This window comes from Paraburkholderia sp. GAS38 (assembly GCF_050434965.1).
Classification (GTDB): Bacteria; Pseudomonadota; Gammaproteobacteria; order Burkholderiales; family Burkholderiaceae; genus Paraburkholderia; species Paraburkholderia phenazinium_A.
The window spans coordinates 42,855-62,424 of sequence record NZ_JBNDJO010000012.1 but is presented as its reverse complement, the minus strand read 5'-3'; the positions used below and the strand labels follow the sequence as shown (position 1 = coordinate 62,424).

Here is a 19,570-nt window from a genome sequence, read left to right as displayed (position 1 = left end):
GGTCGTCGCGACGGGCGTTCCCATGGTACCGACCTGTCGCGAAAAGATGCGTCAGGCCGGCCGCGCGGGATGCGCTACAGAAACATCAGGAAGTTCAGCAAGAAGATGTTCACGACCAGCAAGCTCAGGGCCGTGGGCACCTGGACCTTGATCACGGCGTTCTTGTCCGGCAATTCGAGCAGTGCGACGGGGACCATGTTGAAGTTCGCGGCCATCGGCGTCATCAGCGTGCCGCAGTAGCCCGAGAACATGCCGATCGCGACCATTACCGCCGGATTGCCGTGGAACACGCCGACCAGAATCGGCACGCCCACGCCGCCCGTCATCACCGGAAATGCGGCGAAGCCGTTGCCCATCACCATCGTGAATACGGCCATGCCGATGCAGTACACGGCGACCGCCACGAACCGGTAGTCGAGATCGATATAGGCGGTCGTGACGTGCGCGACCGCCTTGCCGACGCCCGCATCGGAGAACACGAGGCCGAGCATGCCGAGCATCTGCGGCAGCACCGCGGCCCACGACAACGCATCGACGAGGCGGCGCGCTTCCTTCATCGACTGGCCAACCGTATCGCGCGTCATCACGCAGGCCACGGCGAGGGCGATCACGCAGCCGATCCCGAAGCCGATCAGCGTGACGTTCTTCTGCTCGATCAGCGGCGTGCCGCCGAACGCCAGATGGCTCGCCGCCAGCGTGATCACGACGGTGACCACCGGAATCGTCAGCGCGGGCACGAACAGTTTGTTGCCGAGGCGTTTGGCGCTAGCCTGACGCGCTTCCAGCGACAGCACTTTCGGCCTGGCCGCGGTCACGCCGCCGAACCCGGCGATCAGCGCCATGGCGATCACCAGCACGCCGACCACCGAAGGCGGTATCAGGTCGCCGATCAGGAAAATCAGCGCGTACAGAATCCAGAAGCCGCCGGCGGTGAGGCGGCGCGGATGTTCCTTGTCGGTGAGGATCATGCCGCCGATGATCAGCAGCACAACCCCGAGCAGCCAGAACAGATAGTTGATGGTGAGCGTCATGCCTCGTCTCCCGTGGCCGATCCGGTCTGCGGCAGTGTGCCCGGCGTGTCCTTGCCGCGCAGTTCGCGGTCGAGCTTGCGGTCGAGCAGATACAGCCGGAAGCCGTGAATCAGGAACGCGCAGATCGCCGTGGGGATGCCCCATACGGCGACGTGAATCGGCTCGACCTCGATGCCCGCTTCGCGCAGGAAGGTGGTCATCAGCACGATGGCGCCGAAGGCGACGAAGATGTCTTCGCCGAAGAACAGGCCCACATTGTCGGTTGCCGCGGCGAAGGCGCGCAGGCGGTGGCGCACGGCGTCGGTGAGCTTGCCGTAGCGGCTCTCGGCCGCGCCTTCGGCCATCGGCGCGATCAGCGGACGCACCATCTGCGGATGGCCGCCGAGGCCGGTCAGGCCGACCGCTGCGGTGAGTTCGCGCACCAGCAGATAGACGATCAGAAGACGCCCGGCGGTGGCCGCCTTGATGCCGGCGATCCAGGTCTGGGCCCGCTCGCGCAGGCCGTGCCGTTCCAGCAGACCGATCACGGCGAGCGGCAGCAGGATGATCAACGGGATGTTGCGGGTCTTGATAAAACCCGTGCCGATGGCGGCGAGGATTTTCTCGGGCGGGAAGTGCGCGGCCAGCGCAGTGACGATAGCGGCGGCGGCCACGATCAGCATCGGATTGAAGCGCAACACAAAACCGATGATGATCACGGCCACGCCGATAAGCGGCCATAAATTGACTGCTGTCTGCATCAGGATCTCCAAACAGGGTTGCTAACCTTGCCGCGAATGGCGGCTAACGTGAGGCGGCGCATGGGGCGTGCCCTGCGCCGTCTTGCTGTGCGCGGCTCTGGTTGGCCGCGTCCGTCCACTGCAACTACCTTTGTGCCCTTTAGGCGTACTGACGTCTGCTGCTGCCTGCTGTGCTGCGGGTTCTCTGCTGCCGCCACTACTGCGCGGTTTTCTACCGCGTGACCTGCCTCGATAGACACGTTCGCTACCGCACCTGGCAAACGCCCCGCGCGGGGCGGGGCGTTGCTTGCTTTATGGCCGACCGTTGCGGGGCGCCCCGGTTGCCTGGCTTCAGGCGCGCGCGGCGTTGGCCGCATGCACTTCGATGCCGGCGCTCTCGAGCGCGGCGCGGATGCGGCGCGCAAACGCCAGCGCATGCGGGCCGTCGCCGTGCAGACAGATGGTCTGCGCGTTGAGCGGCACCCAGCGGCCGTCCACCGCCTGCACGCGTTGCTCGCGCACCATTGCGAGGGTGCGCGCAAGCACTTCTTCCTCGTCGTCGAGCAGCGCGCCCGGCTCCTTGCGCGGCACGAGCGAGCCGTCCGAGCGATAGCCGCGGTCGGCGAAGACTTCCTCGATGGCGATCAGGCCCGCTTCGCGGGCGGCCGTCACGAGGCCGCTGTTGGCGAGCGCGAACACCGCCACGGACGGGTCGAAATCGTGCACGGCGGAGACGATCGCATCGGCGATCTTCGGGTCGCGCGCGGCCTGGTTATACAGCGCACCGTGCGGCTTGACGTGCGCGATGCGTCCGCCTTCGGCCTGGGCGATCGCCGAGAGCGCGCCGAGCTGGTACAGCACGCCGGCGTAAATCTCGCTGGCGGGCAGGTCCATTTCCTTGCGCCCGAAGTTCTCCGGGTCGTTGAAGCTCGGATGCGCGCCAATCGACACACCCTTCTTGACGGCCCAGCGCACGCAGTCGTGCATCGCGTTCGCGCCGCCCGCGTGCCAGCCGCACGCAATATTGGCCGAGCTGACGAGGTCGAGCAGCGCCTCATCGGAGCCGCAGCCCTCGCCGAGATCGGCATTCAAATCGATTTCCATAATTTCCTCTACTTGGTCTTACAACGCTGCTAGCGCCGGCTGGCGTGCACAGCGTTCCTCATGCATCGTGATCGCGGCGTCGATCTGCCGCAGATACGCCCGTTCTTCCAGCAAAGCCTGCCGCGCCTCTTGGGGCGTGGTCGGGATGAAACGAATCGCGCCGTTCAGGCGCACCTGGGCGAGCTTCCACAGATCGGCCTGGATCACCGCGCCGATCTTCGGATAGCCGCCGGTGGTCTGCGCGTCGCTGAGCAGCACGATCGGCTGGCCGTTCGGCGGCACCTGGATCGTGCCCGGCAGCACCGCGTGCGACAGCAGGTCGGTCTTGTGCGTACGCTTGAGCTCGGTGCCGGCGAGCCGGTAGCCCATGCGGTTGCTGTTCGGTGTGACGAGCCATTCGTTCGACCAGAACGCCTCTTGAGCGTCGGCCGGGAAGTGGTCGTATTCGGACCCTTGCAGCACGCGGATAGGCGCGGCCCAGGCCACGCCGGACGGGTGCCGGCCGCGGCGCAGCGGCTCGTGGACGAGCACGAACTTGCACCAGGCGGGCGCCTTCACGCCGAATTCGGGCGCTTGTGGACTAAAGCCGCGACCCGCGTGCGGCGCCGGCGCGCCGACCGGCAGACGGTCGCCGTCGCGCAGCGCCCGGCCGCCGAGGCCGCCGAACTGGCCGGCGAGGTCGGTGCTGCGCGAGCCGAGCATCGGCAACACGTCAATGCCGCCGGCCACGCAGACGTAGCCGCGCATGCCGCGCTTCGCCGCTTGCAGCGTCAGTTCCTGGCCGGCCTGGACCGGCAGGCTCCACCATGAATAGACTGGCTTGCCGTCGAGCGTGGCGCCGAATTCGGTGCCGGTGATGGCGATCCGGGTAGCGCGCGGAAAGCGTAGCACGGTGGGCCCAAAGGTGATCTCGAGGCAGGCAGCGTCCGGCCGGTTGCCGACGAGGCGGTTGCCCACCTCCAGCGAGAGCCGGTCGAGCGCCCCGCCCATTGCCACGCCGAGGTGCCGGTAGCCATGTCGGCCCAGATCCTGAACCGTGGTCAGAAGACCCGCGCGAATCACGTCGATCATGCTGCGATCCCCGCCACGGTGAAGCGCACCCGGTCGCCCGGCTGCAGCAGGGTGGGCGGCGAGCGCGCCGGATCGAACAGCGGCACGGAGGTGCGGCCGATCAGTTGCCAGCCGCCCGGCGACGTGGCCGGATAGACGCCGGTCTGCTCGCCGCCGATACCGACCGACCCCGCCGGCACTTCGAGCCGCGGCGATGAGCGGCGCGGTGTGTGCAGCGCCTCTTCGAGCCCGCCCATATAGGCAAAGCCGGGTTGGAAGCCGAGGAAGAACACGACGTACTCGCCCGCCGAGTGGCGGTTCACCACCTCTTTCACCGACAGCCCCGTGTGACTGGCCACCACCTGCAGGTCCGGGCCGAACTCGCCGCCGTACTGCACCGGAATCTCGACCTCGCGGCCGGCGGCGGGGGCGTCGCCGGTGGCGTCCCAGGCCGTCTGCAGCAAGTTGGCGAGCGCCGCGCTATCCGCTTCCAGCGGATCGAACACGATGGTCAGGTTGTTCATGCCGGGCACGACCTCGAGCACGTGCGGCCAGCCGCGCGCCGCTTCGGCGGCCGCCCAGACGCGCCGCTGGCAATCGAGCGTCGCGGGGGCGGGGGCCTCGCAGACTAGCGCGGCATCGCCGAACTGAAAGATTCGTGGTTGCGTCATCGCTGATTCGTTGGGTGGGTCGGAGACTTTGCCAGACTGGCAAGCGCTCCGCTCATAAGTGGATATCGGCACCAGGCGCGTCAACCATGATGCATAGCGTACATTATCAATAAAATATCAACAATTTCTCAATAAGCGTTTTCGCCAGGCACCCAAAAAGAGGCGCTCGTCGTACACTTCGTGCACCTCTATTCGTGCATTGAGAACACCCGTCATGTCGCGTCAACCGACCAAAATCGTCTCCTCGGAACATCTGGTTTCGGAAACAAGCGCGGAGCTGTCGGAGCTGGAGTACGGGCTCATCATGGCGAGCAACGCGTTCAACCGCTGGATGGTGCGGTGCATGTCGGCGGCGGGCGAAAAGGATATGACCGCCATCGAAGTGTCGCTGCTGCATCACGTCAGCCACCGCGAGCGCCGCAAGAAACTCGCTGACATCTGCTTCGTGCTGAACATCGAAGACACCCACGTCGCCACCTACGCGTTGAAGAAGCTGGTAGCTAGAGGGTATGTAAAAAGCGAAAAGACCGGCAAGGAAGTGTTCTTCTCGGCGACGCAATCGGGCCGCGATCTGTGTCTCAAGTACCGCGAGGTGCGCGAAAGCTGCCTGATCGCCACGCTCAAGGAAAGCGGTCTGACGAATGAGCAGATCGGCGAGGCCGCGCAGTTGATGCGCAACGCCTCCGGGCTGTACGACACCGCGGCGCGGGCGGCGGCATCGCTTTGAGCCGGGCTTGAACCGGGCGTGGGAAACGGTGCGGTGGCTCTTTATCTTTAAGCGCCGTGATCTTCAGGCACCGTGACGATGTGACGCGGTGAGGCTCAGTTGGCTTGCTGCGCCTGCTCCGGATAACAAGCCGCCTCGGTGACGATCATGTCGAGCGGGATGTCGTGGGCTTCGCGCTGCAGCGCGTCGATGCGGCAGGCTTCGCAGGCCACGCCGATGGTGATGGGCTTCTTCTTGCCGGGCCACGACGCGAGCGTGCGGTCGTAATAGCCGCCGCCATAACCCAACCGGTAGCCTTGCGCATCGAAGCCGACGCACGGCACGAACAGCAGGTCGGGCACCACCACCTCTTGCGGGACCGGCTCGGGAATCCGGTGATGGCCGGTCTTCATTGGCGTGTCAGGTGCCCAGGCGTGGAATTCCAGCGCTTCGCCGCGCGTCCTGACCACGGGCAGACTCGCCTGCCGCTGCCCACCGGGCGCGAGCCAGATGGCGATGGCCGCACGGGCGTCGAACTCGCCCGGCAGCGGCCAGTAAAAGCCCACGCAGGCCGGTTCGTAACGTTTCAGCGCATCGAGCAGGCGGCGGCTCAACGCCTCGCTGTCCGCCGGCCCGAGAGCCGCATGTACACGTGTTTCCAGCAGCATTTTACGGAGCGCGTTTTTCGATTCCGGGAAGGGGTTGCGTGCTATGCTTGGGTTCAATTCGCGCTCCAGAAACAACGATGTCAAAACGCCTCTTTCGAGTATATCGCGCGGCCGGTCTTGCGCTTGCCGCAGCGGCACTCGTCGCGTGCAGCACGGCCTCGGCCGTGAAGCCTGTTCCGCTTTCGCAACTCTCCAACGACGACCAGACTTTCATCCAGCTGCGCGAAGCCGCGCGCGATAACGATCCGGGTCGCGCAGCGCAACTGGCGGCGATGATTCCGGACTATCCGGCGCCGTCGTATGTGGAGTACTTCCAGATCAAGCCGCAGTTGTTCGATTCGACGGGGCATCCGCGCGTCGATGCGCCGGACGCGCCGGTGTTGTCGTTCCTGCAGAAGTACGACGGCCAGGCGATTGCCGACCGGTTGCGCAACGACTACCTGGTGGTACTCGGCGCGCGTCACGACTGGAATAACTTCGACCAGCAATATGCGCGCTTCGTGCTCAACGACGATACGCAGGTCAAGTGCTACGCGCTCGAATCGCGCGCCGCGCACGGTGAGAACGTGGCGGACGCGGCGCGTGCGCTGCTGGTCGACCCGAAGTGGTACGGCGACGGTTGCGTCGACCTGATCACCTCGCTTGCCTTGAACCAGCAGTTCAGCGCGGACGACGTCTGGCAGCAGATCCGCCTCGCTTACGAACAGAACTACACCAGCACCGGCAGCAAGCTGGTCGACGCGCTCGGCAACCAGCGCCCCGACCCGGTGCTGTTCGATCAGGCGGCGAGCACGCCGCCGCTGCTGCTCGCGCGTGGCGTCGGACCGGATGCGCAGTCGCATCAACTGGCGCTGCTGGCGATCACGCGTATGGCGCGCAACGACCCGGCAATGGCCGCGGCGACCTTCGCGTCGGTGGCGCCGTCGCTCAGTTCGCCGGAGCGGGCGATCGGCTGGGGCACGATTGCTTACCAGGCCGCGGCCAAGCAGATGTCGACCGCGGTGGACTGGTACCGGTTGTCGGCGAATGCGCCGTTGCTGTCGAACCCGGCCTACGAATGGCGTACCCGCAGCGCACTGCTGGCAGGCGACTGGACGATGGTGCGCTGGTCGATCGAGCAGATGCCGGCGGCATTGCGCAGCCAGCCGTCGTGGGTGTACTGGCACGCGCGTGCTCTCAAGGAAGGGGGCAACACCGCGCAGGCCAACCAGGAATTCGCCCAGATCGCTTCGGGCTATAACTTTTACGGCCAGCTCGCTACGGAAGACCTGGGCCAGAAGATCACCGTGCCACCGAAAACCATGGTGTCCGACGCCGAAGTGCAGCAAGCGGCGAACACGCCGGGCCTGGCGCTCGCGCAACGCTTCTATCAGCTCAATCTGCGTCTCGAAGGCAACCGCGAGTGGAACTGGCCGCTGCGCACCATGAGCGACCGGCAACTGCTGGCGGTGGCCGAGTACGCGCGCCGTATCGAACTGTATGACCGCACCGTCAACACGGCGGACCGCACGAAGACCGAGCACGATTTCTCGTTGCGCTACCTGTCGCCGTTCCGCGACATCGTCGAGCGCGATGCGCAGACCAATGGGCTCGACGTCGAATGGGCGTATGGTTTGATCCGCCAGGAGTCGCGTTTCATCATGAATGCGCGCTCGGACGTGGGCGCGAGCGGCCTGATGCAGTTGATGCCGGGCACCGCGCAACTGGTGGCGAAGAAGATTGGTCTGGGTCCGATCTCGCGCGAGCAGATGAACGACATCAACACGAACATCCTGCTCGGCACCAACTACCTGTCGATGATCTACAATCAGTTCGACGGGTCCGCCGTACTCGCCACCGCCGGCTACAACGCCGGTCCGGGCCGTCCGAAGGCATGGCGGGAAGGGCTGGCGCATCCGGTTGAGGGCGCGATCTTCGCGGAGACGATCCCGTTCAACGAGACCCGCGACTACGTCAAGAATGTGCTGTCCAATACGGTCTACTACGCGGCACTGTTCGAAGGCCGTCCGCAATCGCTGAAGGCGCGTTTGGGTTATATCGCACCGTAAGCGTCGTGCCGCCGCGCGTCACGCGGCGGCGCCTCACTCCAGCCGTTGCCGCGGCTTCCACCAGGGAGTCGGAAATGCGACATCAAGCCATTGCGATCATCGGCGGTTCCGGTTTTATCGGCAGCCATCTCGTCAACGCGCTCGTCGAGCTCGGCAAAGACGTCCGCATTGCTACGCGCCGGCGCTACAACGCCCGTCATCTCACGCTGCTGCCAATCGACGTGATCGAAACCGATGTGTTCGATCCGGTCGAGCTCGCGCGCTTCGTCGAGAATGCCGACGCGGTGATCAACCTCGTCGGCACGTTGCATGGCGGACGCGGCACGCCGTATGGCCCGGAATTCGCGAAAACGAACGTCGAGTTGCCGACGAAGATCGTGGCCGCATGCGAAGGCAAGGGCGTGCATCGGTTGATCCATATCAGCGCGCTCGGCGCCGACCAGAATGGCCCGAGCATGTATTTGCGCTCCAAGGGCGATGGTGAAAAGGCGGTGCGCGCCTCCACGCTCGCCACGACAATTTTCCGGCCTTCGGTAGTGTTCGGTCCTGAGGACGCGTTCCTGAACCAGTTCGCGTTCTTGCAGCGGATCTTTCCGGTGATTCCACTGGCGAGCCCGGATGCACAATTCCAGCCGGTGTTTGTCGGCGATGTCGTGAAGGCCATCGTCAACGTGCTCGATCTCGATGCCGCCAGTGGTCGCAGCTACGAGTTGGGCGGCCCGACCGTCTATACGCTGGAGCAACTGGTGAAGTACTGCGGCGACGTGATCGGCCGTCACGCGCGGATCATCCGTCTGCCGGATGCGCTGGCGCGGCTGCAGGCGCTGACTTTCGAAATCGCGCCCGGCGAGCCAGTGATCTCGCGCGACAATCTGGATTCGATGAAGGTGCCGAGCGTGCTGAGTGGGCCGCTTGCGCCCGAGCTGGGCCTTGAGCCGGCCAGCATCGAGACCATTGCGCCCGTGTATCTGACCGGAGCGTCGCCCCGCTCGCGCTTCAATGCGTTCCGCGCCAACGCCGGGCGTTGAATTCCCCGTTTTTCATTTTCTCGCTTATCAGGCAATGAAACTCCTTATTGGTGACAAGAACGATGGGTCGTGGCCATTGCGTCCGCGGCTGCTGTTGAAACATGTCGGCATTCCGTTCGAGGCAGTGTGCATCGAGTTGTTTGCAGCCGGCTCGAAAGCCGCGACTCCTGTCTACGATACGTGCGCATGAATATCTACGTGGTAGGCGGCGCGATCCGCGACGAGTTGCTGGGTGTGCCGGTTCAGGACCGCGATTACGTGGTGGTGGGCGCGACGCCGGAGCAGATGGTGGCGCAAGGCTACCGTCCGGTGGGCAAGGACTTCCCGGTATTCCTGCATCCGCAGACGCACGAGGAATATGCGCTGGCGCGCACCGAGCGCAAGACGGCGGCGGGTTATCACGGCTTCCAGTTCTTCTATGCGCCGGACGTCACGCTCGAGGAGGATCTGGCGCGGCGCGACCTGACGATCAACGCGATGGCGCGCCAGTTGCAGCCGGACGGCACGTTGACGGGGCCGGTGATCGACCCGTTCGATGGACAGGCCGACTTGCAGGCGCGCGTCTTCCGTCATGTCAGCGATGCATTTCTTGAGGATCCCGTACGAATCTTGCGCGTCGCGCGTTTTGCTGCGCGCTTCACTGATTTCACGGTAGCGCAGGAGACGCAGGTATTGATGCGCAAGATGGTGAGCGCGGGCGAGGTGGATGCGCTGGTGCCGGAGCGGGTGTGGCAGGAGTTGTCACGCGGCTTGATGGAGGCACGGCCGTCGCGGATGTTCGAGGTGTTGCGCGAGTGCGGTGCGCTTGTGCGGATTTTGCCGGAGATCGATGCGTTGTGGGGCGTGCCGCAGCGGGCGGACTACCATCCGGAGGTGGATACGGGTGTGCATGTGATGATGGTGGTGGATCATGCCGCGGCGCAGGGGTATGCGTTGGCGGTGCGGTTTGCGGCGCTTACGCACGATTTGGGGAAGGCGACTACGCCGGAGGATGTGTTGCCGCGGCATATTGGGCATGAAGGGCGTAGTGTGGATTTGCTTAAGCCTTTGTGCGAGCGGTTGCGGGTGCCGAATGAGTGTCGGGATCTGGCTGTTCTCGTTGCGCGGGAGCATGGGAATATTCATCGCGTGATGGATACGGGTGCCGCTGGCGTTGTGCGGTTGTTTGAGCGGTGTGATGCGCTTAGGAAACCTGCGCGGTTTGCTGAGGCTTTGCAGGCTTGTGAGGCCGATGCTCGGGGACGGTTAGGGTTTGAGGCCAGCGAGTATCCGCAGGCTGAACGGCTTCGTGTCGCTCTTGTCGCTGCGCGGGCTGTTGATGCGGGGGCTGTCGCGCTTGGTCTTGCTGAGAAGCCTTCGCTTATTAAAGATGCTGTGCATCGGGAGAGGGTTAGGGCTGTTGGGCGGGCTTTGGGGGAGTAGTTGGGTTTTTGCCTGCGGCGGCTTGGTTTTGTTGTTGTTCTTGGGGTGTTGGCCTTTCCTTGATTTCTTAGTGGTCTATTGGCGTCGCCCCTGTGCGGGGCAGCACTTACTTTCTTTGCCGCCGCAAAGAAAGTAAGCAAAGAAAGCGGGCTGCAACCGCCAGCCCGTAGTGAGCCATCTCAGCATGCTTCGGGAAACGGCCCAACACGAGAGCCGCCCTCGCATTTCCACCGCTCGTGACAAGGCAGTCATTCGTTCCAGCGTTGCGCTACGCGCCCCGCCGGCGGGCATAGCGCCTTCTGCAATTTCGGTAGGATATCTAATGTTAATTGACAGTACTATTTGTCCAGGAAGACCCCGCCTTCCCATGCAGACCCATCCGCGACGCACGTAGTGCGGAGTGGGGTGGATGAGCGCTGTGTCAATAACGTGTGGGGTGCGAGGGCGGGTCTTGTCTTGGGCCGTTTCCAGTGGTGGACCTAGATGGCTCGCTAAACGCTGGCGGTGTGAGCCCGCTTTCTTTGCTTACTTTCTTTGCGGCGGCAAAGAAAGTAAGTGCTGCCCCGCACAGGGGCGAAGCTAATAGACCACTAAGAAATCAAGGAAAGGCCAACACCCCAAGAACAACAACCAAAGCGCCGCAGGCAAAAAAACAACTACAAAACCCGAGCAATCACCGACAAAATCATAGACAAAACAAGCGTAGACATAAAAGGAAACGGATATTCCTTCCCGAACAACCGAAGGGTGACATCCCCGGGCATCCGCCCAATCCCAATCTTGCGCAGCCAGGGCCAACACGACGACAAAATGGCCACAGCGATAAACGTAGTCAACAACCACCGGATCATCGCAAAGCCCCTAACGGAAACGAACCCTAACGAAAATGCAAACCAGAAGCACAAACCAACCCGAACGGGCTTAAATCAAAGAGTATGCGTCCGGTCGCCACTGGCAAACGCATCGAGCGTCTCCTCAATGCCCCGCGAAAACGCAATCACCTTGAACAACTCCCCCATCTCCGCTTCGGATAACAACTTCTGCACCGAATTGGCCGCCGGTAAAAACCGCGCCGTATCCGTCGGATCAATCTCGCCCAGCACCTCGGTAATCCCCGCATTCAACAGAAACCGCGCCTGCGACGTATACCCCAGCAAATCCGCCCCCGCCTCGACGCCCGCCTCGGCAATCCCCGTAAACTCCACGTGCGCCGTAATGTCCTGCAAGCCCGGATAAACAAACGGATCGCCATGCGCCCGATGCCGGTAATGGCACATCAACGTCCCCCCCGCACGTTGCGCATGGTAGTACTCGTGGCGCGGAAACCCATAGTCGATCAGCAACGCCGCCCCCCGCGTCAGCATCGTGCAGATCGTCCGCGTAAAAGCCCGCCCCGCGTCGTGCGTCTCCGTGACGTACTCGCCATCCACTTCAATCTCCGCCAGAAACTCAACGTCCTGCGCTGAGTTCACCGGCCGGTCTTCGAACTCAAACACTCCCTCATGCAACGTCACGCCGCGTTCGTGCCAGACGCCCCCGGCATGCGCGAAGAGTCGCACCGGCATCGCGTCCAGAACCTCGTTGCCGATCACCACCCCCTCGAACTGCTGCGGCAACGCTTCCAGCCAGCGTACCCGCGCGGCCAGCGCCGGCGCCTCCGCCTCCAGCGTCGCGCGTTGGCGTTCCCGCAACTCGCCCGACAGATCGACGATCGAATACGTGTCGAATTGCGCGCCCAGCGCATCCAGCGCCTTCAGCAGGCCCGCCGCCAGCTTGCCCGTGCCCGCACCGAATTCCATCAGGTGACGCGTGCCGCTCGCCTCCAGCGCTTGCGCGACCGGTCGGGCCAGCGTCGCGGCGAATAGCGGCGAGAGTTCCGGCGCCGTGACGAAGTCGCTGCCGTCCTCCGGCCGACGGCCGAATTTCACCGAGCCGCCGCCGTAATAGCCCAGTCCCGGCGCGTACAAGGCGCGCTCCATATAGCGGTCGAACGGCAGCCAGCCGCCCGCTTGCGCGATCTCCGCACGGATTTGCCCAGCCAGCGCTTCCGACTGCGCAAGCGCGGTCGGGCCGGGAGCAGGTAAACTATCGGGTTGGTGAGCTTTCGGATTCATCCGCGTATTGTAAATGACCGTCCCCTCCGATACTTCCGCAGTCCACGCCCGTCCGGCCGCCGTCGCGCGCGTCGTGCTGATCACCGGCGCCGCCCGGCGGATCGGTCGCGCCCTCGCGCTCGGCTTTGCCAGCCGGGGCTGGGACGTCGCCGTCCATTACGGGAAGTCGAAGGCCGAAGCCGACGAAGTGGTCGCCGAAATCACCGCGCTCGGCCGTCGCGCGGTCGCGCTGCAGGCGGACCTCGCCGTCGAGGCTGAGGTCGCCCGGCTCGTGCCGGACTGCACCGCAACGCTGGGCCGGCCGGTGTGTGTCGTCAACAATGCCTCCCAGTTCGACGAAGATACCGCCCAGAACGTCGGCTACGAAGCTCTGCTGAGCCATATGGCCGCGAATGTCGGCGCACCGCTCGTGCTGGCGCGTATGCTGTACGAGGTCACGCCGGACGCGGCGCGCAGCGACGAAACGCAGCGCGCCGTCGTCATCAACGTGCTGGACCAGAAGCTGTACAACATGAATCCGGACTACCTGTCCTATACGCTGTCGAAGGCCGCGTTGCAGACCGCCACCGTGGCGCTCGCCCAGGCGCTGGCGCCGAAGCTGCGCGTGGTGGGTCTCGCGCCCGGTCTGACGCTGCAGTCGGGCGACCAGACGCCGGAAGGTTTTGCCGCGGCTCATCGCGTCACCCCGCTCGGCCGTGCGTCGCGGCCCGAGGATATCGTCGCCGCCGCGCTGTATCTGGCCGAGGCGGCGGGTGTGACCGGGACGACGCTGGTCGTCGACGGTGGTCAGCACCTCGTGCCGTCCCCGCGCGACGTGATGTTTTTGACGGGCGCCTGAACGCGCGCGGCCCCATTGGCCGTCGCGCATTGAAGCGTCCCCTTGCGTGCCCTGCACGCCTTTTTTGACTGGAACGACCATGTTTGCCGCTCTTTCGCACCCCCGGCTAGCCGATTGCCGCCGGCTTTTTCTGCGCAACTACGAAGTGCACATCAACATCGGCGTGCACGACTTCGAAAAGCGCGGCGAGCAGCGCGTCGTGATCAACGTCGAACTGTACGTGCCGCTCGCATTGTCGACGCCCGTCGAAGACAAGCTGCGCGAAGTCGTCGACTACGACTTCATGCGCTCCACCATCGCGCGCCGCGTCGAGCGGGGGCACATCCATCTGCAGGAAACGCTCTGCGACGACCTCCTGACCGCGCTGCTCGCCCATCCGCAGGTGCGCGCGGCTCGCGTGTCCACGGAAAAGCCGGACGTGTATCCGGACTGCGATGCAGTCGGCGTCGAAGTCTTCCGCATCAAAGAGGATTGAGCCATGAACGCTCCTGAAATCCTGAGCGCCGAGTCGCAGCAGGCCGCCACGGCCGAAGCGACGAGCGCCGCCGAACGCCCCGTCAAGCCGGCGCTCACGCGGCGCGAGCAGAAAGAGGCGTACGAGAACAACAAGCTCTTCAAGCGGCTCGCGCGCCTCGTCGGTCAGGCGATCGGCGACTTCAACATGATCGAGGAAGGCGACAAGGTGATGGTGTGCCTGTCGGGCGGCAAGGACAGCTACGCCATGCTCGACGTGCTGATGCGCCTGCGTGAACGGGCGCCGATCAACTTCGACATTGTCGCGGTCAACCTCGACCAGAAGCAGCCGGGTTTCCCGGAGCACGTGCTGCCGGAATACCTGAAGCAACTGGACATTCCGTTCCACATCGAGAACCAGGACACCTACAGCATCGTCAAGCGGCTGGTGCCGGAAGGCAAGACCACCTGCTCGCTGTGCTCGCGGCTGCGGCGCGGCATCCTGTACCGGGTGGCGGGCGAACTGGGCGCGACCAAGATCGCGCTCGGCCATCACCGCGACGACATCCTGCAGACGCTGCTCCTGAACCTGTTCTACGGCGGCAAGCTGAAGGGCATGCCGCCCAAGCTGCAATCGGATGACGGCAAGAACATCGTGATCCGGCCGCTCGCCTATGTGAAGGAGACGGATCTGGAGAAATACGCGGAGTTGCGCGAATTTCCGATCATCCCGTGTAACCTGTGCGGCAGCCAGCCCAATCTGAAGCGCGCGGAAATGAAGGCGCTGATCCGCGATTGGGAGAAGCGCTTCCCGGGCCGCGTCGAGAATATGTTCAACGCGCTGTCGAACATCGTGCCGTCGCATCTGATGGATCACAAGCTGTTCCCGTTCGCCGATCTGCGCGCGACGGGCGAGGCCGATCCGCACGGCGATATCGCTTTCGACGAAGAACCGTGCTCGACCGATGCCGGCGAAGGCCTGACGCTCAATGGCGCGAAGCCGATTTCGATCGTGCAGTTCGACGATCTGTGAAGTGACGCGGGTTCTTTCGCTTCTTCAGCTACTTCTGCTTCGATAAGCCCCGGAAGCCCCACGCTTCCGGGCTTGCGCGCCGCCGGCGTGGGCTTTGACGGCGGGTTCGCCGTCATGAGCCGCATGCTAGAATTAACGGCTCCAAACTCGTCCCCCTCGCCGACGCCATGAACATTGTGATTTTGGCGGCAGGCACCGGTAAGCGCATGCGCTCTGCGCTGCCCAAGGTGCTCCATCCCCTGGCCGGCCGGCCGCTCCTATCTCACGTCATCGACACCGCCCGTACGCTCAAGCCCACCCGTCTCGTGGTGGTGGTAGGCCATGGCGGCGAGGCCGTGCGCGCGGCGGTGGCAGCGCCCGATGTCCTGTTCGCCGTGCAGGAACAGCAGCTCGGCACGGGGCACGCGGTGCAGCAGGCCTTGCCGCTGCTCGATCCCACGGTGTCCACGCTGGTGCTGTACGGCGACGTGCCGCTTACGCGGGCAAGCACGCTCAAGCGGCTCGTCGACAGCGCCGCGGAAGGTTGCTACGGCGTGCTCACCGTGACGCTCGACGATCCGTCGGGCTACGGGCGCATCGTGCGCGACCAGACCGGCTGCGTGGTGCGCATCGTCGAGCAAAAGGACGCGACGCCGGAACAGTTGCGCATCGCCGAGATCAACACCGGCATCGTCGTCACGCCCACAGCCCAACTCGGCATGTGGCTCGCCTCGCTGAAGAACGACAACGCACAGGGCGAGTTCTATCTGACCGACGTGGTCGAGCGCGCCATCGAAGCCGGTTTCGAAGTCGTCACGGCGCAACCGGACGAAGAATGGGAAACGCTCGGCGTCAACAGCAAGCAGCAACTGGCCGAGCTCGAACGGATCCATCAGCACAACGTCGCGGATGACTTGCTGGCGGCGGGCGTGACGCTCGCCGACCCGGCGCGTATCGATGTGCGCGGCACGCTCGAATGCGGGCGCGATGTCTCGATCGACGTGAACTGCGTATTCGAAGGGCGCGTGACGCTGGCGGACAACGTGACCATCGGGCCGAACTGCGTGATCCGCGATGCGACGCTCGGCGCGGGCACGCGGGTCGAAGCCTTCACGCATATCGAAGGCGCCGAAATCGGTGCGAACGTGGGGCTGGGGCCGTATGCCCGGCTGCGGCCCGGGGCCTCGCTGCAGGACGAGTCGCATGTCGGCAACTTCGTCGAAGTGAAGAATGCCGTGATCGGCCATGGCTCGAAAGCGGGCCATCTGACCTACATCGGCGACGCGGATGTCGGCGCGCGCGTGAATATCGGCGCGGGCACCATCACCTGCAATTACGACGGCGCGAACAAGCACCGCACGATCATCGAAGACGATGTGTTCGTCGGCTCGGATACGCAGTTTGTCGCGCCGGTGCGCGTCGGGCGCGGTGTGACGATTGCCGCGGGCACGACGATCTGGAAGGACGTCGCGGAGAACGTGCTGGTGCTGAACGACAAGACGCAGACCAGCAAGACGGGCTTCGTGCGTCCGACCAAGAAGAAAAGCTGAAGGGCACCTGGCGTGCGACCGCTGCACGCTCTGATACTGAACCCCTGCAAAGGACCAAGACTCTATGTGCGGCATTGTTGGCGCGGTTGCGCAACGTAATATCGTTCCCGTCCTGATCGAAGGACTGCGTCGCCTCGAATATCGCGGCTACGATTCATGCGGCGTTGCCGTGCTGGCCAACGGCGAGCCGCAGCGTGCGCGCAGCGTCGCCCGGGTGGCGGATCTGGATGAGCAGGTGCGCGAGAGCCGCCTCGAAGGCATCACGGGGATCGCCCATACGCGCTGGGCCACGCACGGCGCACCCGTCACGAACAACGCGCACCCGATTTTCTCGCGCAATGCGCTGGCGCTCGTGCATAACGGCATCATCGAGAATTACGAAGGCCTGCGTGAAATGCTGCGCGGCAAGGGCTACGAATTCGTTTCGCAGACCGATACGGAAGTGATCGCGCATCTGGTGCACAGCCTGTATCAGGGTGACCTGTTCGCTGCGGTGCGTGCCGCGGTTCAGCAATTGCACGGCGCGTATGCGATTGCGGTGCTGCATAAGGACCAGCCGCATACGGTGGTGGGTGCGCGGCAGGGTTCGCCGCTCGTCGTCGGGCTGGGCGAGGGTGAGAACTTCCTCGCCTCGGATGCGCTGGCGCTGGCCGGCAGCACCGAGCGCTTCATCTTCCTCGAAGAAGGCGACGTGTGCGAGCTGACGCTCGAAGGCGTGCGCATTGCGGACCGTGAAGGCTACGAGGTGCCGCGCGAGGTGCGTCAGGTAGCGGCGTATGGTGGCGCGGTCGAGCTGGGTCCGTATCGCCACTTCATGCAGAAGGAAATTTTCGAGCAACCGCGTGCGATCACCGACACGATCCCGCAAGCCGAAACCTTCGATGCGACGCTGTTCGGCGAGGGCGCGGACAAGGTGTTTGCCGGCATCGACAGCTTGCTGATTCTGGCTTGCGGCACGAGCTATTACTCGGGGCTGACGGCGAAGTACTGGCTGGAATCGATCGCGAAGATCCCGACTCAGGTCGAGATTGCGAGCGAGTATCGCTATCGCGAGTCGGTGCCGAATCCGAAGGCGCTGGTGGTGGTGATCTCGCAGTCGGGCGAGACGGCGGATACCCTCGCGGCGCTGAAGCATGCGCAATCGCTTGGGCATTCGCATACGCTGGCGGTGTGCAACGTCGGCACGAGCGCGATGGTGCGGCAGACCGAGTTCTCCTTCCTGACGCATGCGGGCCGCGAGATCGGCGTGGCGTCGACCAAGGCGTTCACGACGCAACTGGTTGCGCTGTTCACGCTGGCGGTGACGCTCGGCAAGCTGCGCGGTCATGTGAGCGCGGCGCAGGAAGCGGATTACATCAAGCAGTTGCGGCACTTGCCGGCGGCGCTCAACAGCGTGCTGGCGCTGGAGCCGCAGATCATTGCGTGGTCCGAAGAGTTTTCACGCAAGGAACATGCGCTGTTCCTCGGGCGTGGGCTGCATTATCCGATCGCGCTTGAAGGTGCGTTGAAGCTCAAGGAGATCTCGTATATCCATGCGGAAGCGTATCCGGCGGGTGAGTTGAAGCATGGGCCGCTGGCGCTGGTGACGGAGGCGATGCCGGTGGTGACGGTGGCGCCGAACGATGCGCTGCTCGAGAAGCTGAAGTCGAATATCCAGGAAGTGCGCGCGCGCGGCGGTCAGCTTTATGTGTTCGCGGATGCGGATACGAAGATCGTCAACGACGAAGGGCTGCATGTGATCCGCATGCCGGAGCATTACGGGTTGCTGTCGCCGATTCTTCATGTGGTGCCGCTGCAGTTGCTGGCTTATCACACGGCGTGTGCGAGAGGCACGGATGTGGACAAGCCGAGGAATCTGGCTAAGTCGGTGACGGTGGAGTGAGGTGTATGCCGGTCGCGTGCGTCTGCTGGAGAGCACTAATACCCCTGGACGGTCATCACGATGAAACGCCGCGCGGAGTACATGACTGCACTTGAGCAGGCCAGCGTCCACCGTAACATCAAGTCTCTAGCCACCTTCATCAAGGAAGAGATGGAGCAGTGGTCGCCCATGCGGAATTAAGCACGACAACGTCGCGAACGCTCATTTCAACCCCGGCGTTCCCGTTGTCGCGGCCAGGAGTCTGAAGCGATAGACTTGCCGCTGTAAACCTCTCCAGCCGCGACAGCGACTTCAGGGTCATTCAGGGAGACGCAACGGCATGGACCGCATGGCAGCAATGGAAACGTTCGTCAGCGTCGTCGAGGCGGGCTCGTTCTCGGCGGCTGCGAAGCGTCTCAAGCTCGGCCAACCGGCCGTCTCGAAGTCGATCGCGCAACTCGAGGAGCGGCTCGGCGTGCGACTCCTGTTGCGCTCGACACGCGGCCTGACGCCCACCGATGCCGGTCAGCGTTTCTACGAGCACGCGCGGCGCGCAATCGAAGAAGTGGATCTTGCCGAACAGGTCGTGCGCGACGCGTCGACCGGGCTGTCCGGGGTGTTGCGCATCAGCGCCGCGGTGACCTTCGCGCGCCTGCACATTCTGCCGGCGCTCAAGACCTTTCTTGACCGGCACCCTAACCTGCAGATCGACATCGTGCTGGACGATCGCACCATCGACCTGCTCGAAAAAGGTGTGGACGTCGCGTTGCGCATGGGCTCGCTCGACGATTCGACCATGACCGCACGCCGCATTGCGCAAAGCCGCCGGCTGGTTGTCGGCGCGCCCGGCTATCTCAGCGAAGCGGGCGTGCCGAAGACGCCTGCGGACCTGAGCCAGCACCAGGTCGTGGTCTATTCGTTGCGGGGCGGCGGTGAGTCGTGGGCGTTCAGCCAGCACGGCAAGGAAGTGGCGGTGGTCGTGTCCGGGCGCGTCAGTGTGAGCGCCGCCGAGGGCATACGCACGACGGTACTCGGCGACATGGGCCTCGCGATCGCGTCGGAATGGATGTTTTCTCCTGAGCTTGCCAACGGCACGGTCCAGGCTGTGCTGACCGATTGGGAATTGCCCTTGATCGACCTGTGGGCGGTGTTCCCGGCCGGACGCCTCGTCAGTGCGAAGGCGCGTGCATTCGTCGCCTTCGTGGAGGAGATACTCGGCGCCTCTGTCAGCAGCAAGAGCGGCACGCCCTCGGAAACCGGGCGTGCCGATTGACGCGCCGCAGTCTCCGGCAGGG

18 protein-coding genes are annotated in these 19,570 nt (G+C 64.3%); 10 read left to right on the top strand and 8 right to left on the bottom strand.

The window, feature by feature from the left end:
• Positions 1-74: 74 nt before the first annotated feature.
• The 5 genes from P3T42_RS25420 to pxpB form a co-directional block, all read right to left on the bottom strand.
• A complete protein-coding gene (locus tag P3T42_RS25420; RefSeq protein WP_074301357.1) occupies positions 75-1,031 on the bottom strand; it encodes a DUF979 domain-containing protein in 957 nt (318 codons plus the stop codon).
• A complete protein-coding gene (locus P3T42_RS25415; protein ID WP_074301358.1) occupies positions 1,028-1,771 on the bottom strand; it encodes a DUF969 domain-containing protein in 744 nt (247 codons plus the stop codon). The genes P3T42_RS25420 and P3T42_RS25415 overlap by 4 nt, the downstream gene beginning before the upstream one ends.
• 330 nt (positions 1,772-2,101) lie before the next feature.
• Positions 2,102-2,854: a 5-oxoprolinase subunit PxpA gene (gene pxpA, locus P3T42_RS25410; protein ID WP_074301359.1), complete on the bottom strand. Its 753-nt coding sequence runs from the start codon at positions 2,852-2,854 to the stop codon at positions 2,102-2,104.
• Between the two features lie 18 nt (positions 2,855-2,872).
• Entirely contained in the window at positions 2,873-3,925 is a 1,053-nt protein-coding gene (locus tag P3T42_RS25405) for a biotin-dependent carboxyltransferase family protein (protein ID WP_074301360.1), read from the bottom strand.
• On the bottom strand, positions 3,922-4,575 hold the full coding sequence (gene pxpB, locus P3T42_RS25400) for a 5-oxoprolinase subunit PxpB (RefSeq protein ID WP_074301361.1): 654 nt from the start codon (positions 4,573-4,575) through the stop codon (positions 3,922-3,924). The genes P3T42_RS25405 and pxpB overlap by 4 nt, the downstream gene beginning before the upstream one ends.
• Before the next feature lie 214 nt (positions 4,576-4,789).
• Between pxpB and P3T42_RS25395 the strand changes: the two genes are divergently transcribed.
• Positions 4,790-5,302, top strand: a complete 513-nt coding sequence (locus tag P3T42_RS25395) for a winged helix DNA-binding protein (protein ID WP_074301362.1) — start codon at positions 4,790-4,792, stop codon at positions 5,300-5,302.
• 95 nt (positions 5,303-5,397) lie between these two features.
• Here the strand turns inward: P3T42_RS25395 and P3T42_RS25390 are convergent, their stop codons facing one another.
• Positions 5,398-5,949: a 5-formyltetrahydrofolate cyclo-ligase gene (locus P3T42_RS25390; RefSeq protein ID WP_253190241.1), complete on the bottom strand. Its 552-nt coding sequence runs from the start codon at positions 5,947-5,949 to the stop codon at positions 5,398-5,400.
• 77 nt (positions 5,950-6,026) lie between these two features.
• Here P3T42_RS25390 and P3T42_RS25385 point away from each other — a divergent pair, with 77 nt between their 5' ends.
• From P3T42_RS25385 to P3T42_RS25375, 3 genes are all read left to right on the top strand, one after another.
• On the top strand, positions 6,027-7,997 hold the full coding sequence (locus tag P3T42_RS25385; RefSeq protein WP_074301363.1) for a lytic transglycosylase domain-containing protein: 1,971 nt from the start codon (positions 6,027-6,029) through the stop codon (positions 7,995-7,997).
• A 74-nt stretch (positions 7,998-8,071) separates the two neighbouring features.
• A complete protein-coding gene (locus P3T42_RS25380) occupies positions 8,072-9,025 on the top strand; it encodes a complex I NDUFA9 subunit family protein (protein ID WP_429307559.1) in 954 nt (317 codons plus the stop codon).
• Positions 9,026-9,211: 186 nt separating this feature from the next.
• On the top strand, positions 9,212-10,447 hold the full coding sequence (locus P3T42_RS25375) for a multifunctional CCA addition/repair protein (RefSeq protein WP_074301366.1): 1,236 nt from the start codon (positions 9,212-9,214) through the stop codon (positions 10,445-10,447).
• A gap of 656 nt (positions 10,448-11,103) precedes the next feature.
• Here P3T42_RS25375 and P3T42_RS25370 read toward each other — a convergent pair.
• Both P3T42_RS25370 and P3T42_RS25365 read right to left on the bottom strand, forming a co-directional pair.
• Positions 11,104-11,298, bottom strand: coding sequence for a DUF2905 domain-containing protein (locus P3T42_RS25370; protein ID WP_074301820.1), 195 nt, complete (start codon positions 11,296-11,298; stop codon positions 11,104-11,106).
• Between the two features lie 75 nt (positions 11,299-11,373).
• Positions 11,374-12,561 (bottom strand): class I SAM-dependent methyltransferase, encoded by a 1,188-nt coding sequence (locus tag P3T42_RS25365; RefSeq protein ID WP_429307558.1) that lies wholly within the window; start codon positions 12,559-12,561, stop codon positions 11,374-11,376.
• A gap of 13 nt (positions 12,562-12,574) precedes the next feature.
• Between P3T42_RS25365 and P3T42_RS25360 the strand changes: the two genes are divergently transcribed.
• The 6 genes from P3T42_RS25360 (at position 12,575) to P3T42_RS25335 (ending at position 19,548) form a co-directional block, all read left to right on the top strand.
• The gene (locus P3T42_RS25360; protein ID WP_429307557.1) at positions 12,575-13,399 is read left to right on the top strand and encodes an SDR family oxidoreductase; all 825 of its coding nucleotides are present in this window, start codon (positions 12,575-12,577) and stop codon (positions 13,397-13,399) included.
• 79 nt (positions 13,400-13,478) lie between these two features.
• Positions 13,479-13,874, top strand: a complete 396-nt coding sequence (locus P3T42_RS25355) for a dihydroneopterin aldolase (RefSeq protein ID WP_074301369.1) — start codon at positions 13,479-13,481, stop codon at positions 13,872-13,874.
• Positions 13,875-13,877: 3 nt separating this feature from the next.
• Entirely contained in the window at positions 13,878-14,885 is a 1,008-nt protein-coding gene (ttcA, locus tag P3T42_RS25350) for a tRNA 2-thiocytidine(32) synthetase TtcA (protein WP_074301370.1), read from the top strand.
• A gap of 167 nt (positions 14,886-15,052) precedes the next feature.
• Entirely contained in the window at positions 15,053-16,414 is a 1,362-nt protein-coding gene (gene glmU, locus P3T42_RS25345) for a bifunctional UDP-N-acetylglucosamine diphosphorylase/glucosamine-1-phosphate N-acetyltransferase GlmU (protein WP_429307556.1), read from the top strand.
• A gap of 64 nt (positions 16,415-16,478) precedes the next feature.
• Entirely contained in the window at positions 16,479-18,296 is a 1,818-nt protein-coding gene (gene glmS / locus P3T42_RS25340; protein WP_429307555.1) for a glutamine--fructose-6-phosphate transaminase (isomerizing), read from the top strand.
• A gap of 319 nt (positions 18,297-18,615) precedes the next feature.
• Positions 18,616-19,548: a LysR family transcriptional regulator gene (locus tag P3T42_RS25335; RefSeq protein ID WP_429307554.1), complete on the top strand. Its 933-nt coding sequence runs from the start codon at positions 18,616-18,618 to the stop codon at positions 19,546-19,548.
• Positions 19,549-19,570: the final 22 nt, after the last annotated feature.

What these genes read in the sequence shown, in the direction of transcription:
- P3T42_RS25420 (WP_074301357.1), bottom strand. Translation starts at nt 1,031, where the DNA reads ATGACGCTCACCATCAACTATCTGTTCTGGCTGCTCGGGGTTGTGCTG.
- P3T42_RS25415 (WP_074301358.1), bottom strand. Translation starts at nt 1,771, where the DNA reads ATGCAGACAGCAGTCAATTTATGGCCGCTTATCGGCGTGGCCGTGATC.
- pxpA (WP_074301359.1), bottom strand. Translation starts at nt 2,854, where the DNA reads ATGGAAATCGATTTGAATGCCGATCTCGGCGAGGGCTGCGGCTCCGAT.
- P3T42_RS25405 (WP_074301360.1), bottom strand. Translation starts at nt 3,925, where the DNA reads ATGATCGACGTGATTCGCGCGGGTCTTCTGACCACGGTTCAGGATCTG.
- pxpB (WP_074301361.1), bottom strand. Translation starts at nt 4,575, where the DNA reads ATGACGCAACCACGAATCTTTCAGTTCGGCGATGCCGCGCTAGTCTGC.
- P3T42_RS25395 (WP_074301362.1), top strand. Translation starts at nt 4,790, where the DNA reads ATGTCGCGTCAACCGACCAAAATCGTCTCCTCGGAACATCTGGTTTCG.
- P3T42_RS25390 (WP_253190241.1), bottom strand. Translation starts at nt 5,949, where the DNA reads ATGCTGCTGGAAACACGTGTACATGCGGCTCTCGGGCCGGCGGACAGC.
- P3T42_RS25385 (WP_074301363.1), top strand. Translation starts at nt 6,027, where the DNA reads ATGTCAAAACGCCTCTTTCGAGTATATCGCGCGGCCGGTCTTGCGCTT.
- P3T42_RS25380 (WP_429307559.1), top strand. Translation starts at nt 8,072, where the DNA reads ATGCGACATCAAGCCATTGCGATCATCGGCGGTTCCGGTTTTATCGGC.
- P3T42_RS25375 (WP_074301366.1), top strand. Translation starts at nt 9,212, where the DNA reads ATGAATATCTACGTGGTAGGCGGCGCGATCCGCGACGAGTTGCTGGGT.
- P3T42_RS25370 (WP_074301820.1), bottom strand. Translation starts at nt 11,298, where the DNA reads ATGATCCGGTGGTTGTTGACTACGTTTATCGCTGTGGCCATTTTGTCG.
- P3T42_RS25365 (WP_429307558.1), bottom strand. Translation starts at nt 12,561, where the DNA reads ATGAATCCGAAAGCTCACCAACCCGATAGTTTACCTGCTCCCGGCCCG.
- P3T42_RS25360 (WP_429307557.1), top strand. Translation starts at nt 12,575, where the DNA reads ATGACCGTCCCCTCCGATACTTCCGCAGTCCACGCCCGTCCGGCCGCC.
- P3T42_RS25355 (WP_074301369.1), top strand. Translation starts at nt 13,479, where the DNA reads ATGTTTGCCGCTCTTTCGCACCCCCGGCTAGCCGATTGCCGCCGGCTT.
- ttcA (WP_074301370.1), top strand. Translation starts at nt 13,878, where the DNA reads ATGAACGCTCCTGAAATCCTGAGCGCCGAGTCGCAGCAGGCCGCCACG.
- glmU (WP_429307556.1), top strand. Translation starts at nt 15,053, where the DNA reads ATGAACATTGTGATTTTGGCGGCAGGCACCGGTAAGCGCATGCGCTCT.
- glmS (WP_429307555.1), top strand. Translation starts at nt 16,479, where the DNA reads ATGTGCGGCATTGTTGGCGCGGTTGCGCAACGTAATATCGTTCCCGTC.
- P3T42_RS25335 (WP_429307554.1), top strand. Translation starts at nt 18,616, where the DNA reads ATGGACCGCATGGCAGCAATGGAAACGTTCGTCAGCGTCGTCGAGGCG.